A 14,394-nucleotide genomic window follows, 5' to 3' on the forward strand; every position below is an offset into this window, starting at 1 on the left:
CCTTTAACGCAAAATTAAAGCATTTTAGGTCTGAATTCAGAGGTGTCAGAGATGTCAAATTTTTCCTTTTTCGATTGACAAATATTTTTGCGTAAAAATCAATTCCCCCAGAATTTCAACTTGACCCCAAGTTCCCTTCAAAAACACTTAGCTTTCTAAAGGTCTTAAAAAACTGCTCTAAGCATCATTACCATACCAAGAAATATAGATCCTATTGCTCCAAAGTACAACTTTATGTGACCACCATAGCCGCCTTTATTTCCCTTTTTTCTTATTTCATTGGTGTGTAATAAGAAATATACACCCAATATTAAAAACAATAAACCTACAAGAAAATTAATCATGGTAATATTATGTGTTTTATATGAGGAAGAACTCTCCAAAGGTAAGGCATCATTATCAAATATAAATAATAATCAAATAAAGAATATTTGAAATAAAAAAAAAGGATAACATTTCTGTTATCCTTTAGTACCCGGAGCCGGGGTCGAACCGGCACGAGTGTTACCTCACTGGTGTTTGAGACCAGCGCGTCTACCAATTCCGCCATCCGGGCGTGGCTCACTCTTAAAGAGCGGATGCAAAGATAAATACTTTTTCCTAATCTCAAACAAAAAAAAACATATTCTGCATCATGTAAAAAAGCCAAAAAAAACTAGCCAATAAAGACTGAATTAATTTGGTGATCCGAAAAATTAAATATACTTTTGCCGAAAATTACAGCATACTAAAAATCAGCAAAATAATGTCTGAAAAAGTAAATATTTTTACAGGAAGAGCCACTGAATATTTGGCAGAAAAGATTGCTAAGGAGTACGGTCAAGAACTTGGCAAAGTATCAACAGCAGTTTTTAACGATGGTGAATTTCAACCATCTTTCGATGAAACTATTCGGGGGAACACCGTTTTTCTTGTTCAATCAACCTTTGCTCCTTCTGAAAACTTATTAGAACTGCTATTATTGATTGATGCAGCAAAAAGAGCAAGCGCAAAAAAAGTAGTGGCTGTCATCCCTTATTTTGGTTTTGCAAGACAAGATAGAAAAGATAAACCAAGAGTTTCTATTGGAGCAAAACTGATGACCAACCTTCTGGTTGCAGCGGGAGTTGACAGAATAGTAACTATGGATTTACATAGTGATCAAATTCAAGGCTTCGTAGACCTTCCATTGGATCACCTTTATGCCTCTTCCATCTTTATCCCTTATCTTCACAATCTAAAGCTACCTAATTTAGTTATGGCATCTCCAGACACCGGAGGAGCTAAAAGAGCTGCCGCTTATGCTAAATTCTTAAATACAGACTTGGTCATCTGCTTCAAGCAAAGAAAAAAAGCAGGCGTTATCGAAAGTATGCAAGTGATAGGTGATGTGAAAGGAAAAGATGTGGTTTTAGTAGACGATATTATTGATTCGGGCGGAACCATTACAAAAGCTGCTGGCCTTATGTTAGAACAAGGGGCTAATAGTGTCAGAGCACTATGTACACATGCGGTTTTCTCTGGAAATGCAGTACAAAAACTGGAAGAATCTGGACTTAGTGAAGTTATCGTTAGCGATACACTTCCGATTAAAGGAGCTGGTAAAATTACGGTCTTATCAACAGCTGGAATATTTGCTGATGTAATAGATAGAATACACAATTTCGAATCCATTAGTGAACATTTTAAGTTCACAACACAATTATAAATTTTAAATAATAACACAATGAAAAGAGTATCTATTAGCGGTTCTCCAAGAGAGAACGTAGGGAAAAAAGATGCCAAGATGCACAGGGCTGAAGGTAGAGTAGTTAGTGTTCTTTATGGCAGTGGTGAGCAAACTCACTTCACTATTGAAAAGAACCCTTTCAACAAAATTATCTTTACTCCTGATGTATTTATTATTGATCTAGAGATTAATGGAAAAGTAATTCCTGCAATTTTACAAGACGTTCAATATCATCCAGTAACAGATGAGCCATTGCATGCTGATTTTCTTCAAATTATTGAAGGCAAGCCTGTAAATATCGACCTTCCTGTTAAACTAAAAGGCGTAGCTCCTGGTATCATCAAAGGTGGAATATTAACTAAAAAATTAAGAACCATTCCTATTAAAGGTTTAGTTAATGACATTCCTGAATTTATCACAATTGACATTTCTGGTCTTAATATTGGAAACAACATCAAAATTCGTGATATCGATTTCGGGAAACTTGTTCCACAAATCACAGAAGGAAACCTTGTAGTAGGTGTTAAAACCGCTAGAGGTGCTGCTGTTGGTGACGAAGAAGAAGATGGCGAAGGCGAAGGCGAAGGTGGTGAAGCTGCTGCAGCTGAATAAGAATCTTAAGAATCTACATATAAGGCATAAGGTATTTTACCTTATGCCTTTTCTTATATTACCATTTAAATCATATAAATAACAAAATGAAGTATCTCATTGCTGGACTTGGAAATATTGGTAGCGAATACGATCACACCCGTCACAACATTGGTTTCGATGTATTAAACCATATTGCAAAGGAATTTGGTGAAAAGTTTGAGACTGAAAGGTTAGCAAGCGTTTGTAAGTTTAAAACCAAAGGTCGTACTTTTGTTCTGATAAAGCCTACCACCTATATGAATCTTAGCGGACGAGCGGTGAAATATTGGATGGATGCTGAGAAAGTCCCTATTGAAAAGGTCCTGGTTGTTACTGATGACTTGGCCTTGGATTTGGGAAGCCTGAGGATGCGTAAAAAAGGCAGCCCAGGTTCGCATAATGGATTGGAAAACATCATACAAGTTTTAGGCAGAAATGATTTTGCGAGACTAAGATTCGGCATTGGTAATGATTATTCTAGAGGAAGGCAAGCTGATTTTGTGTTAAGCCCTTGGAAAGCTTCCGAACGACCAATAATAGACGAGAAAATCTCCATTGCTGCAGACATGGTGATTGCTTATGGTACTATTGGTATTGATAGAACCATGAACCAATTTAATAAAAAATAGCTTAGTCTATTTTTAATGGAAATCTTGCAAGCTCACTGTATTCCGCACCTTGGCTACTTAGCCTACTTTCAAATAAAACAACTTCATCAACAAGCTGTTCAAGCCGTACCGCTGAATGCAACTTAGAAAACACCTGTTGAAAATGAGCCTTATTTTTCAACTTTCGAATTCGAGCCACTGTCAAATGTGGCACAAAATTCTGCCGATCATTCCTATAACCAAACGACTCCATCTCTTTTGAAATTTTCTGGGCCAACTTCCCCACCTCTAACTCTGGCTCAACTCCTGCCCAAATTACTCGTGGACTATATTTACTGCCAAACAAACCAAATTTTGACAACTTCAATCTAAAAGCTGGCTCTTCCTGCAAAATACGAATTAACTTTTCCGCCATCCTCTCTATTTTCTCTGAGGAGGTATCCCCTAAAAACTTAAGTGTTAGATGATAATGGTCAGCCCTGATCCAATTAATGTTATCATCGTCCAGGTTTTCCTGAAAAAGAGAAACCCGATGCAGTATTTCCTTCGTCGGATTTATCTTAATAGCTATAAATAATCTTTTCCTCATTTATTCAGGAAGCACTAACTCCATTCCAGGATAGATAATATTAGGATCTGAAATCTTATCTTTATTCGCTTCATATATTTTTTCCCAATCATGAAAATCACCATAATGATCTCTTGCGATATCATATAACCATTCGCCATTTTGAACTACAACTTTTTTGGGTTGAGGTGGTACAACCTCTATCACTTCTTCTGCTATTGGTTCTTCAATAACTTCTTGTAAAACTACAGTTTCCTCAACAGGAGTTTCTGTTTTAACCGGCTCTTTTTCCTCTCCACAAGAAGCCAAAACAAAAGCAATGCTTACTAATATTAGGATGTAATTAATTTTCATGATCAATCGTTTTTTCTCTGTTCTACGTTTCTTTTCAAAAAAAGTTTTCAAATCATTAAAAACAGATCCAGATCCATATCAAAGCATAAACAATAAAACCAGTCTCCTGAGCATAGGAAACTGGTTTCGATCAAAAAAAATCCGCTGTTTTAATTCCCTTCTGGGGGAATTTGATTGTAATCCTGCGTAGGTACAGACTCTGCAGGCTCTATATTCATTTGGAATATTAAATCGTTAAAATCGTGGTCTCCATCTGGAAGCAATACATCTTCAAATGCCATTAATACATCACTACAATTATAATCATACATTAAAATATGTTGTTGAGTTTCGTTTTGGTTGAAAGCAGGAATGGTATAATGGGTATACAAACCATTGGTTACCTCTTGCCCATTCCATGCATTGGCTTGCATAAAATATCCTACCACTGTTCCTGCAGGGAAAGTACCAAGTTGATATATCTTATCTCCAGGCAGCAATGCGCCACCAGAACCTTCTCCTGATGCATTAGGAAAAATGATGGTCATAGATGATTGCAAGTCGGCAGCCGTCGTTGGAGGATTATTTTGGTTATAGAAATAATAACCAAATGAGTTTCTAAAACCCGCTCCTTCACTAATATAAGTTACACTAATTTGTGCAGGTTCTGATAATACAATTTCTCTGTTTTCATTTACAAAATACTCAGGATGATGAGTCAATGCATTTTGACGCTCAGGTAAAGTCACACCTAAATCAGACAGTAAGCTTTCACATAAATCATCTGGATTTGGCTCTAAACACTCAGGAATACCTTGAGAATCATAATCACAGATTACAGGATAATTTCCGTTTGCAATCTTTCTTAAGATTTTTAATCCTCCTCCACCTTTGGCAACAAATATCCAATCACCATCAGTTTGAACTAAATTAGCTGAAGCACCAGACTCTTGTAAGTCCCAAACTTGAACTGGTACAATTTCACCACTCCCACCATCAGGCAAAGTAGCTATATATAAACCATCCGCACCATTAGCTAAATATATATAATCCTCATCTTTTGCAATACCATTGGTATTTCCTGTGGTCAACATATTAGATGGAGATGTAATAACTTCGGCACCTGTATTTATATTATATCCTTTTAATCCATGCAATCCAGAAGCTACATAGGCAACAATGCCGCCTTCGTCTATATGAATGGTTGATTTTCCTTTATAGGGTTCTTCTACATTTTGGTGGTATACAGAAGTAATATCGTAGGTAATAGGATTTCTAGTTGGTCCTACATTATAGACTAACATCTGAGAGTTTTCTCCCGTTCTCAAAGTTATTTGCTTACTACCTACATCTAAGCCATTTACAACAGGGTATTTAGCATGTGTATACTCTTCGTTTGCCAAAACACTTAAATCATTTGCCGATAATTGAAACGTACCACCATGACTTTGTCCAGCAGTTACATAAATATAATCCGAAGAAGCAACAATACCATTTGCAGAAGCTGCAATAGTTCCATCACTTAATGATTTTGATAAATTAACATCAGAAATATTAGCTCCCAATAAGCCATTCTCTAGGATGACCTGACGCATTAAGGCTCCTTTTTTAAAGCTACTTAAGGCCAACCATAATTTCTTTTGGCTTTCATTCCCATTATAATCAACAGCTACCGCATTTACATCTGCACCATCGTATAATTCCTGAGAAATAATAGCTGGAAAAGCCGGATTCGATAGGTCTATCACTTCCACACCTCCAGCATACTCATCACCTTGTCTATTATAGCTAACATAAGCTTTATCATCAGATATTACAACATGAGTTGCACTCAAGTCATCTCCTAAGAAATTTGGCGACTCTACCTCAGCCACATAATACCAGGTATGCCCACCTGAGCTTTTGTCGCTAGATTTCTTTGAAAACATAATGGGCTCATTATAATAAGTCACCCTGCTCGAGGTTAAACTTTCTGAGTCATTATTAATAGTGAATTTGATTTCGTCAACCTCAGTTTCTTCTTGAGGCTTCTCAATTTTCTTACAAGATTGGAATCCTACACCTAGGACTAATGCAATTAAGAAGACAGAAAGACTTCTTGTGAGTTTAAATTTTTTCATAACAGCGTTTTTTTAATCATATACTAAAGATAAGAAATTTAGTTTTATCAAAACCATCTATTATTAGTAAGTGTAGCTCTTTAACTCGTATATGTATCCTTTTTAATTCTTTAAATTTTAAAGAGATCTTAACAAATCTAACATTCTGCCATTTTACTCGATTTTATTTGGAAAAACACATAAAATCAGAAAGCACAATGAAATTTAGAATCCTGAGCCCCCATACAATGGTAGTATTCCACGAGACCTTTGATTTTAAGCCATTAAAGGCCTAAAAACAATTCAATAATAATTAAATATTTTAATCAAAAGTATTGTTTATCAAAAATAATTATCTACTTTTGCACTCCGAAAAATGTTAAACTAATTACATTTAATAACATGTACGCAATTGTAGAAATAGCTGGGCAACAGTTTAAAGTCACTAAAGATCAAAAGATCTTTGTGCACCGTTTAGAAGGCGATGAGGGAGCTTCCCTAGAGTTTGATAAGGTGCTTTTAGTAGACAATGAAGGAGCTGTTAAGATTGGAACCCCTGTGCTCGAAGGAGCGAAAGTTTCCGTTAAAATTCTTTCTCACTTACGTGGAGATAAAGTTTTTGTTTTCAAAAAGAAGAGAAGAAAAGGTTATAAGAAATTTCAGGGACATCGTCAGAATTTAACCCAAGTACAAATCGAAAATATCGTTGCATAGGCATTGGTATTAAGTTGAACCCTCAAAATTAGAAAAAATGGCTCATAAAAAAGGTGCTGGTAGTTCGAAAAACGGTAGAGAGTCCCAAAGTAAAAGACTCGGAGTAAAAATATACGGCGGACAGTTTGCTAAAGCTGGTAATATCTTAATCAGACAAAGAGGTACAGTTCATAACCCAGGACTAAATGTAGGAATGGGTAAAGATCATACTTTATTTGCTTTGGTTGATGGTATTGTTGAATTCAAAAAGACTAGACAAGATAGATCATATGTATCTGTTAGTCCTATTGAAGCTGCCGAATAAGCTAATACTGTTATAAAAAATAAAACTGTCTTGCTTATTGCTTGACAGTTTTTTTATGCTCAACCTTTTATTTTGAGCATGAATCGTTTACATTTGCAAAAAATAGAAAACCCATGTTGCAAACAAACTATATCATTGAAAATCAGGCAGAAGTTATTGAAAAGCTTAAAATCAAAAACTTTGATGCTAGCGATATCATTCCCCAAATAGAAGAGAAAAACAATTTAAGAAAGAAACTTCAAGGGGAGCTTGATGCTAATCTTGCTGAAGCCAACCAAATAGCCAAATCAATTGGTTTACTTTTTAAAGAAGGAAAAATTGAGGAGGCCAATACAAAAAAAGCTAGGAGTGCTGAATTAAAGAGTCTTTCTAAGTCTATAGGTGAGCAAAAAGCAGAAACCGAAGTAGAACTTCAAAACCTTATCATTTCCTTGCCAAATATTCCGCACCCAACAGTAAAGCCAGGTAAAGGTGAAGAGGAAAATGAGGTATTATCTGAACATGGTAGCATTCCTGAATTAGGATCTAACAAACTTCCTCACTGGGAGCTGACCAAGAAATACGACCTTATTGATTTTGAATTAGGCGTTAAAATTACCGGGGCTGGATTTCCAGTATATAAGGGAAAAGGAGCCAAATTACAACGTGCCCTCATTAGTTTCTTCTTAGATGAAGCCGTTGATAATGGGTATTTAGAAGTACTTCCTCCACTTATGGTAAATGAGGATTCTGCCTATGGAACTGGTCAATTACCTGATAAAGAAGGCCAAATGTACCACATGCCAGCCGATAATCTTTATATGATTCCTACTGCTGAAGTTCCTGTTACTAATATTTACAGAAATGTCATTTTAAAATCAGCCGATTTCCCTGTGAAAAACGTGGCTTATTCAGCCTGTTTCCGTAGAGAAGCTGGTAGTTATGGTAAAGAAGTTAGAGGATTAAATAGATTACACCAATTTGACAAAGTAGAGATTGTACAAGTTCAACATCCCGACAAGTCTTATGAGACTTTAGAAGAGATGAAAGCTCACGTTATCGGATTATTAGAAAAGCTAGGACTACCTTATCGTGAATTACGCCTTTGTGGTGGTGATGTGAGTTTTACTTCTGCCTTAACTTTTGATTACGAAGTTTATAGTACAGGTCAAGATAGATGGCTAGAGGTGAGTTCTGTTTCCAACTTCGAAAGCTTCCAAGCCAATCGTTTGAAGCTTCGTTTTAAGGATGAGAATGGAAAGAGTCAATTAGCGCATACTCTAAATGGTAGTGCATTAGCGCTACCTAGAATTATGGCTGCTTTGATTGAAAATAATCAAACTGAAGACGGAATTAAAATTCCTGAAGTTCTACAGCGCTATACTGGTTTCGATATTATCAACTAATGCAAAAAAGGTATTTTATAAAGCTTTCCTATCTAGGTACAAATTATCATGGTTGGCAAATTCAGCCCAATGCCATGACTGTGCAACAAAAAATAAATGAAGCTTTAGAAATACTCTTAAGAGCTCCTCAAATGATAACTGGCTGTGGAAGAACCGATACAGGTGTCCACGCCAGTGAATTTTATGCGCATTTGGAAATAGATTTTGAAAAAACTCGGTTTCCCTTGGAACAAATGGTTTATAAATTAAACTCTATACTTCCTTATGACATAGCCATTCAAGAAATATTTGAGGTTGATAAAGATGCACATACCCGGTTTGATGCTTCAAGCAGAACTTATGAATATCACATCGTCACTCAAAAAAACCCTTTCAAGAAAGATTTGAGTTATCAGCTACCTTTTAAAAATGTGAATTTTGAAGGGATGAATGAGGCCGCTAAAATACTTTTTGAATATAGTGATTTTGAATGTTTCTCGAAAACAGGTACCGATGTAAATACCTTTAATTGCAAAATCATGAAAGCCGAATGGAATTTGGAGGAGGATCATTTATGGGTCTTTACTATTCAAGCAGATCGTTTCCTTCGAAATATGGTAAGAGCCATTGTAGGTACTTTATTAGAAGTTGGACAAGGAAAAATGAGTTTACAAGAATTTAGAGCCGTAATAGAAAGTAAAAATCGCGGAAATGCAGGCTGGTCTGTTCCAGGACAAGCTTTATTTTTAACTAAAGTTGAATATCCTTTTCTTAATCATTAGGAAATAGCCTTTAAAACAAAAATCCCAAAATCTTAAGATTTTGGGATTTTTTATGCCTGAATATTTTCACCTAGAACAAATAATTCAATCCGATATAAATTCCCGAACCACCATCTTTATCACTAACAACTCTACCATAATCCACTCCGAAAATGAAATTATGATTCATTGCTATCTTTAAACCTAAACCATAACTGGTATGTATACTTTCAGCCCCCACATCAAAATAATCTTCTTTATCAATAGTTGGATCATCAATTATTGCAATCTGGTCTTCTGTGGGTATTAACTTCACCACTTGTCCACCATCGAGAAAACCATTTAAACCAATATAAAAGTTCTGATTAAACCAATCGAAATAAATGACTTTCCAACGCAACTCTAAATTACCATAAGCTATACCATCTCCTACTACTCTATTTCTCTTGATACCTCTAAGGCTTCTTGCCCCACCTAATCCTTCTGAGAAAGCTCCTCTAAGAGCACTCGTAATAATTAATTGATCAGTATACCAAGGTCCCTTATTCACCAGACTTGATTGATAGCCGATTCTATAAGCAAAAGTTAATCGGTCTTTTACAATATTGAAGTATTGTCTGTGAGTTAAATAAAATTTAAGATAGCCTTCATCCACATCATTGATAAAGGAAGGAGCAAAGAACAAACCGGCTTCAGTCCAAATTCCTTTTGTAGGATGAGCGCGATTATCTCTAGAATCATAAACCAGACCAGCTTTTAATCCCATCACCATTCCACCATCTTTAGTTTTTGCATCTATCAATCCCCATTCTTGATATCTTTCATATAAACCAGGCATCGAATCAATAGGAAGCAAAAGATCATCGCCATCTTTTCCTTTATTAAATTTATCAATATTAACACTAGAAATTTCCATATTATAAAACTCAACACCACCAGTCCAATTCAAGTTCTTTATGGCTAATTTCCCCTGAAAATCAACTCGAGTACGGAACATGTTTCGTTTTTGCTTATAAAACATTCGACTTATGTAGTCTTCTACATTATCCTGATCAATCCATGCTTGATTATACACAGATTCATATCCATTAAACCCAATAAAATCATAGGCATCATCTGGAATATAGCTCATATCGAAATTGATTCTAACACCCTTAATCAGACGATCGCTTTCATAGGCAAAACGGAAAATTCCACTTCCCTTTGTAAATAAACTTCCTTCCACGTAAAACATATGATCGTATTCAGGAAATCTACTTCCATCACCATAATGATAAATGGATCCTAAAGCACCATACTGAAATCCGAGATCACTATCATAGGATACCACAGGTAGTGCCCCAAAGCTCCATCCTTTTTTAATTTTAGCAGTCTTAGTGCTGTCACTTTGCTGCGCAAGAACAGGCCATGCCAACAAAGCAATACTTAACAATAATAGTATTCTTCTTTTCATATATTTAGGTTTTGTTATTATCTTGTAGTTTGAGATTATTCTTATGTCGCTGAGAATCTCGCTTGGTTTTTTTTTCGAGATTCTTTTGTAAAGCCATTGTCAAATCAATTCCGGTCTGATTAGCTAAGCAAATAAGAACAAAAAGCACATCAGCAAACTCGTCGGCTAAATCTACTTTTTCATCACTTTTTTTAAAGGACTGCTCTCCGTATTTACGAGAAATAATTCTAGCCACCTCCCCTACTTCTTCCATCAAAATGGCCATATTGGTCAATTCATTAAAGTATCTCACTCCATTTTCCTTGATCCAAATATCAACGACTTCTTGTGCTTGTGCTATTGTTAAACTCAATGATATATATTTTTTTGATTGCTCGAATATAGGATTTTGTATGGAGATTGACAAATCTGAGACAAATTCGTTATTTAAACTCATTTTTTTTAATTCATCTCTAAGAAATTACGTTATACACTCATGTTTTTTATCCCTATTTCTAAGCTCATTTTTAGTACTTTTGCAAAAATTTTTATGTGATGAATCCAATCGATATACAAGTATCCTCAGAAATAGGAAAGCTGGAAGGTGTTATCTTACATTCACCTGGTCCTGAAGTAGAAAACATGACTCCTCAAAATGCTGAAAGAGCCTTATACTCAGATATTTTGAACTTAACTGTTGCTACTAAGGAATATGATGAATTTAGCGGGGCCTTAAATAAATTAACCCAAACTTTTGAAGTAAAAGACCTTTTAGAAGATATTTTGGGTAATGATAAGGTGAAGGAAACATTGATTAAGAGAATTCTAAAAAGTGAAAATATAGAACGTTACGAACGTCATATTACTGATTTAACTAATAAAGACTTAGCTGCCACCTTAATTCAAGGAGGTGAAATGGTAGTTAACAATTTGACCAAATTTCTGGATCCAGATCGATATACTCTAAAACCCTTGCATAACTTTTTCTTTATGCGTGACGCTTCTGTCTCTGTCAACAAGAGAGTTCTCATTAACAAGATGGCCAATGAAGTTAGGGAAAGGGAAGCTATTATCATGGAAAGCATATTCGACTTCCATCCTGGTTTTAATACTAGAACAGTAAATCCACAGACTATTGCTCGTACCATGAAAAACTTAACCATAGAAGGAGGTGATGTTTTAATTGCTAGAGAAGATATTTTATTGATAGGCCTCGGCCCAAGAACTACTAGTCAAGGAATCGATTTTATTATTGAGTGTTTAAAAAGTACTAAAGAAAGAAGACATATCATTGTTCAGGAGTTACCCCATAGTCCTGAATCTTTCATTCATTTAGACATGGCCTTCACTTTCTTGGATAAAGATAAATGTATGATCTACGAACCAGTTATCATGCAAGCAAATCGTTTTAGAACAATTATGATTACTATAGATAATGGCAAAGTAGATTCTATTAAAGAAACCGCGAATATCTTTAGTGGGCTAAAATCTTTAGGCATGGACATGAAACCTATTCATTGTGGTGGTCATAGCGACCCATATACTATGGAAAGAGAACAATGGCATAGTGGAACAAATTTCTTTGCATTAGCACCTGGAAAGGTGATTGGATATGGAAGAAATGTATATACTATTGAAGAATTAAATAAAAATGGTTTTGAAGTCATTACTGCAAAAGATGTGGTGAGTGAGAAACGAAACCCTGAAGAATATGAAAAATACGTTATCACAATCGAAGGTAGCGAATTAGCTCGAGGTGGCGGTGGTGCACGTTGCATGACTATGCCAGTTAGAAGAGCAGAAGTAAACTGGTAATATGGAAAAAAAAGGCAAATTATATCTGATTCCTAACACATTAGGTGAAAGCAATCTGGAAGACATTATTCCCAATGGTAATATTGAGAAGATCCTAAATATTAAACACTTTATTGTTGAAGAATTGAGGAATGCGCGCAGGTTCTTAAGCAAAGCGGGCTGGAAAGGAAGAATTGAGGAATTGGAGTTTTTAGAGCTGAACGAGCACAGTAAACCTAGAGATATTATCAGCTACTTAAATAACGCTGAAAAAGGTCAAGACATTGGATTATTAAGTGACGCTGGAACTCCTTGCGTTGCAGATCCTGGTGCAGATATCGTTTCTATGGCTCATGCTAAAGGAATTAGAGTTATTCCTTTAGTTGGACCATCCTCTATCCTACTAGCTCTAATGGCTAGTGGTTTTAATGGGCAAAATTTTGCCTTCTTAGGCTATCTTCCTCGTGAAAGAGGTCAAAGAGAAAGAACCATCAAGGACCTTGAAAATAAAATTTTCAGACAACATCAAACTCAGATATTTATTGAAGCTCCATATCGTAATAATCAAATGCTAGAGAGTTTAATAAAGACCAGTTCCCCAACTACTAAAATATGTGTTGCAACGGATATAACTTTGGAAACTGAGCTTATTATTAGCGATACTGCTCAAAATTGGAAAAAAAGGAAAGACCCTATTGATATCCATAAACGAAATACTATATTTTTGTTATACAAATAGTATAAACAATACAGAAAACGAAAAAAACCACTCCTAGAAATAAGAGTGGTTCTTTTTTTATAGCATTTTAATCAGTTTCTAGTGCTGAACTCCACCATCTCCGTGAACATGACCGTGAGATAATTCCTCCTCAGAGGCTTCACGCACGTCAAGTATTTCACCAGTGAAATAAAGGTTTACACCAGCTAAAGGATGATTAAAATCCATAACTACTTTATCCTCTTTAATTTCTTTTACTAGTCCATTCAATGGCTGACCTTGATCATTTTGCATTGGAATCGAATTTCCTACCTGAAGCATTTCAGTATCAATTTCACCTTCTACTTTAAAAATGTCTTTATCTAACTCAATAACAGCATTTGGATTAAGTTCACCATAACCTTCTTTACTTTCAATACTAAAACCATAAGAATCACCAGCCTTAAGGCCTTCTAATTCATTCTCAAATTTTGGCAATAAGCTTCCAGCACCAAATAAAACAACAAAAGGCTTGTCTTTAGTAACTTCTTGGATTAAGTTTCCTTGCACGTCATTTTCACTTAGGATATAAGTAAGGGAAACCACTGTGTCTTTTGTAATCTTCATATCAATATTTTCTTTTCGGTTACTTCATCATCTTATATCGACCTTAGAAGTCTCCAATTCAATAATTAAAAAATTTTGGCGAAGGTAGGGATAATTCATTAATTGACTAGGCAATTAAAGACAAGAAAATGAGCAAATTAAAATAAATGTTAAAATCAGAAAACCCATGCAACTTTTTATGCTTATTTTTGTTTTTAACATAAAGGAATTAATAACATTGTAAATCCCACTCATCATGAATAAAAAAGCTATCTTCTTCACCTTATCCTTATTTCTTATTTTAGTTTCTGCCAAATCATCAGATGTAATTAACCACCCAAGTCCAGAGAAAAAGATGTGGGCCAAGTCATTTATAGGCCAAAAAGCACCTGCCATTGAAGTGGAGGGCTGGGTTACAGAACCTGGTGATTTAAAAGGTAAATATGTGCTTATAGATATTTGGGCTACTTGGTGTGGACCATGTAGAAAGGGTATTCCAGAGTTAAACGAGTGGCAAAAAAAATTCGCCGACAAATTAGTGATTATAGGAATAAGTAATGAAACTAAGGAAAAAGTAGAACCCTATGCAAAAGAACATATTCAATATGCCAATGGTTTCGATACGCAAAGTAGAGTAAAGAACGAGTTAAAAGTAACTGGTATTCCTCATGTGATTCTGATCAACCCAGAAGGGATTGTAATTTGGGAAGGCTTTCCTAAACTACCAGGTGAAGAATTAACAACTGAGGTACTCAAGGACTTACTTAAATAAA

The 14,394-nt window shown here is 35.4% G+C and carries 16 protein-coding genes and 1 tRNA gene; 10 read left to right on the top strand and 7 right to left on the bottom strand.

Features of this window, described 5'->3' with window-relative positions:
* Positions 1–472: 472 nt before the first annotated feature.
* Positions 473–556: transfer RNA gene (locus HNS40_RS15460), tRNA-Leu, on the bottom strand.
* A gap of 189 nt (positions 557–745) precedes the next feature.
* Here HNS40_RS15460 and HNS40_RS15465 point away from each other — a divergent pair.
* The 3 genes from HNS40_RS15465 (at position 746) to pth (ending at position 2,970) form a co-directional block, all read left to right on the top strand.
* Positions 746–1,687, top strand: a complete 942-nt coding sequence (locus HNS40_RS15465) for a ribose-phosphate pyrophosphokinase (RefSeq protein ID WP_172282440.1) — start codon at positions 746–748, stop codon at positions 1,685–1,687.
* A gap of 18 nt (positions 1,688–1,705) precedes the next feature.
* The gene (locus tag HNS40_RS15470; RefSeq protein ID WP_172282441.1) at positions 1,706–2,320 is read left to right on the top strand and encodes a 50S ribosomal protein L25; all 615 of its coding nucleotides are present in this window, start codon (positions 1,706–1,708) and stop codon (positions 2,318–2,320) included.
* An 86-nt stretch (positions 2,321–2,406) separates the two neighbouring features.
* Complete coding sequence (pth, locus tag HNS40_RS15475) at positions 2,407–2,970, top strand: aminoacyl-tRNA hydrolase (protein WP_172282443.1); 564 nt, start codon at positions 2,407–2,409, stop codon at positions 2,968–2,970.
* 1 nt (position 2,971) lies between these two features.
* Here pth and thpR read toward each other — a convergent pair whose 3' ends face one another.
* The 3 genes from thpR to HNS40_RS15490 form a co-directional block, all read right to left on the bottom strand.
* Positions 2,972–3,538 carry an RNA 2',3'-cyclic phosphodiesterase gene (thpR, locus tag HNS40_RS15480; RefSeq protein WP_172282444.1) on the bottom strand — a complete coding sequence of 189 codons (567 nt, stop codon included), beginning with the start codon at positions 3,536–3,538 and terminating at the stop codon, positions 2,972–2,974.
* A complete protein-coding gene (locus tag HNS40_RS15485) occupies positions 3,539–3,871 on the bottom strand; it encodes a LysM peptidoglycan-binding domain-containing protein (RefSeq protein WP_172282446.1) in 333 nt (110 codons plus the stop codon). It lies immediately after the preceding gene.
* A gap of 149 nt (positions 3,872–4,020) precedes the next feature.
* Entirely contained in the window at positions 4,021–5,970 is a 1,950-nt protein-coding gene (locus HNS40_RS15490; RefSeq protein ID WP_172282447.1) for a DUF4114 domain-containing protein, read from the bottom strand.
* Positions 5,971–6,351: 381 nt separating this feature from the next.
* Between HNS40_RS15490 and rplU the strand changes: the two genes are divergently transcribed.
* The 4 genes from rplU to truA all read left to right on the top strand — a co-directional run bounded on the left by rplU (position 6,352) and on the right by truA (position 9,113).
* Positions 6,352–6,663 (top strand): 50S ribosomal protein L21, encoded by a 312-nt coding sequence (gene rplU / locus HNS40_RS15495; RefSeq protein ID WP_172282448.1) that lies wholly within the window; start codon positions 6,352–6,354, stop codon positions 6,661–6,663.
* A 37-nt stretch (positions 6,664–6,700) separates the two neighbouring features.
* A complete protein-coding gene (gene rpmA / locus HNS40_RS15500) occupies positions 6,701–6,967 on the top strand; it encodes a 50S ribosomal protein L27 (RefSeq protein WP_172282449.1) in 267 nt (88 codons plus the stop codon).
* 113 nt (positions 6,968–7,080) lie between these two features.
* Positions 7,081–8,352: a serine--tRNA ligase gene (gene serS, locus HNS40_RS15505; RefSeq protein WP_172282451.1), complete on the top strand. Its 1,272-nt coding sequence runs from the start codon at positions 7,081–7,083 to the stop codon at positions 8,350–8,352.
* A complete protein-coding gene (gene truA, locus HNS40_RS15510) occupies positions 8,352–9,113 on the top strand; it encodes a tRNA pseudouridine(38-40) synthase TruA (RefSeq protein ID WP_172282453.1) in 762 nt (253 codons plus the stop codon). The genes serS and truA overlap by 1 nt, the downstream gene beginning before the upstream one ends.
* A gap of 70 nt (positions 9,114–9,183) precedes the next feature.
* Here truA and HNS40_RS15515 read toward each other — a convergent pair whose 3' ends face one another.
* A complete protein-coding gene (locus HNS40_RS15515; protein WP_172282455.1) occupies positions 9,184–10,545 on the bottom strand; it encodes a BamA/TamA family outer membrane protein in 1,362 nt (453 codons plus the stop codon).
* A 4-nt stretch (positions 10,546–10,549) separates the two neighbouring features.
* Positions 10,550–10,897, bottom strand: coding sequence for a nucleotide pyrophosphohydrolase (locus HNS40_RS15520; RefSeq protein ID WP_253916381.1), 348 nt, complete (start codon positions 10,895–10,897; stop codon positions 10,550–10,552).
* 182 nt (positions 10,898–11,079) lie between these two features.
* Here HNS40_RS15520 and HNS40_RS15525 point away from each other — a divergent pair, with 182 nt between their 5' ends.
* The gene (locus HNS40_RS15525) at positions 11,080–12,339 is read left to right on the top strand and encodes an arginine deiminase family protein (RefSeq protein ID WP_216663631.1); all 1,260 of its coding nucleotides are present in this window, start codon (positions 11,080–11,082) and stop codon (positions 12,337–12,339) included.
* A 1-nt stretch (position 12,340) separates the two neighbouring features.
* On the top strand, positions 12,341–13,057 hold the full coding sequence (locus HNS40_RS15530; RefSeq protein WP_172282462.1) for an SAM-dependent methyltransferase: 717 nt from the start codon (positions 12,341–12,343) through the stop codon (positions 13,055–13,057).
* A 78-nt stretch (positions 13,058–13,135) separates the two neighbouring features.
* Here the strand turns inward: HNS40_RS15530 and HNS40_RS15535 are convergent, their stop codons facing one another.
* The gene (locus HNS40_RS15535; RefSeq protein ID WP_172282464.1) at positions 13,136–13,642 is read right to left on the bottom strand and encodes a peptidylprolyl isomerase; all 507 of its coding nucleotides are present in this window, start codon (positions 13,640–13,642) and stop codon (positions 13,136–13,138) included.
* A gap of 235 nt (positions 13,643–13,877) precedes the next feature.
* Here HNS40_RS15535 and HNS40_RS15540 point away from each other — a divergent pair, with 235 nt between their 5' ends.
* The gene (locus HNS40_RS15540; protein ID WP_172282466.1) at positions 13,878–14,393 is read left to right on the top strand and encodes a TlpA disulfide reductase family protein; all 516 of its coding nucleotides are present in this window, start codon (positions 13,878–13,880) and stop codon (positions 14,391–14,393) included.
* Position 14,394 lies beyond the last annotated feature (1 nt).

It is taken from the genome of Lentimicrobium sp. S6, assembly GCF_013166635.1.
GTDB lineage: Bacteria > Bacteroidota > Bacteroidia > Bacteroidales > UBA12170 > UBA12170.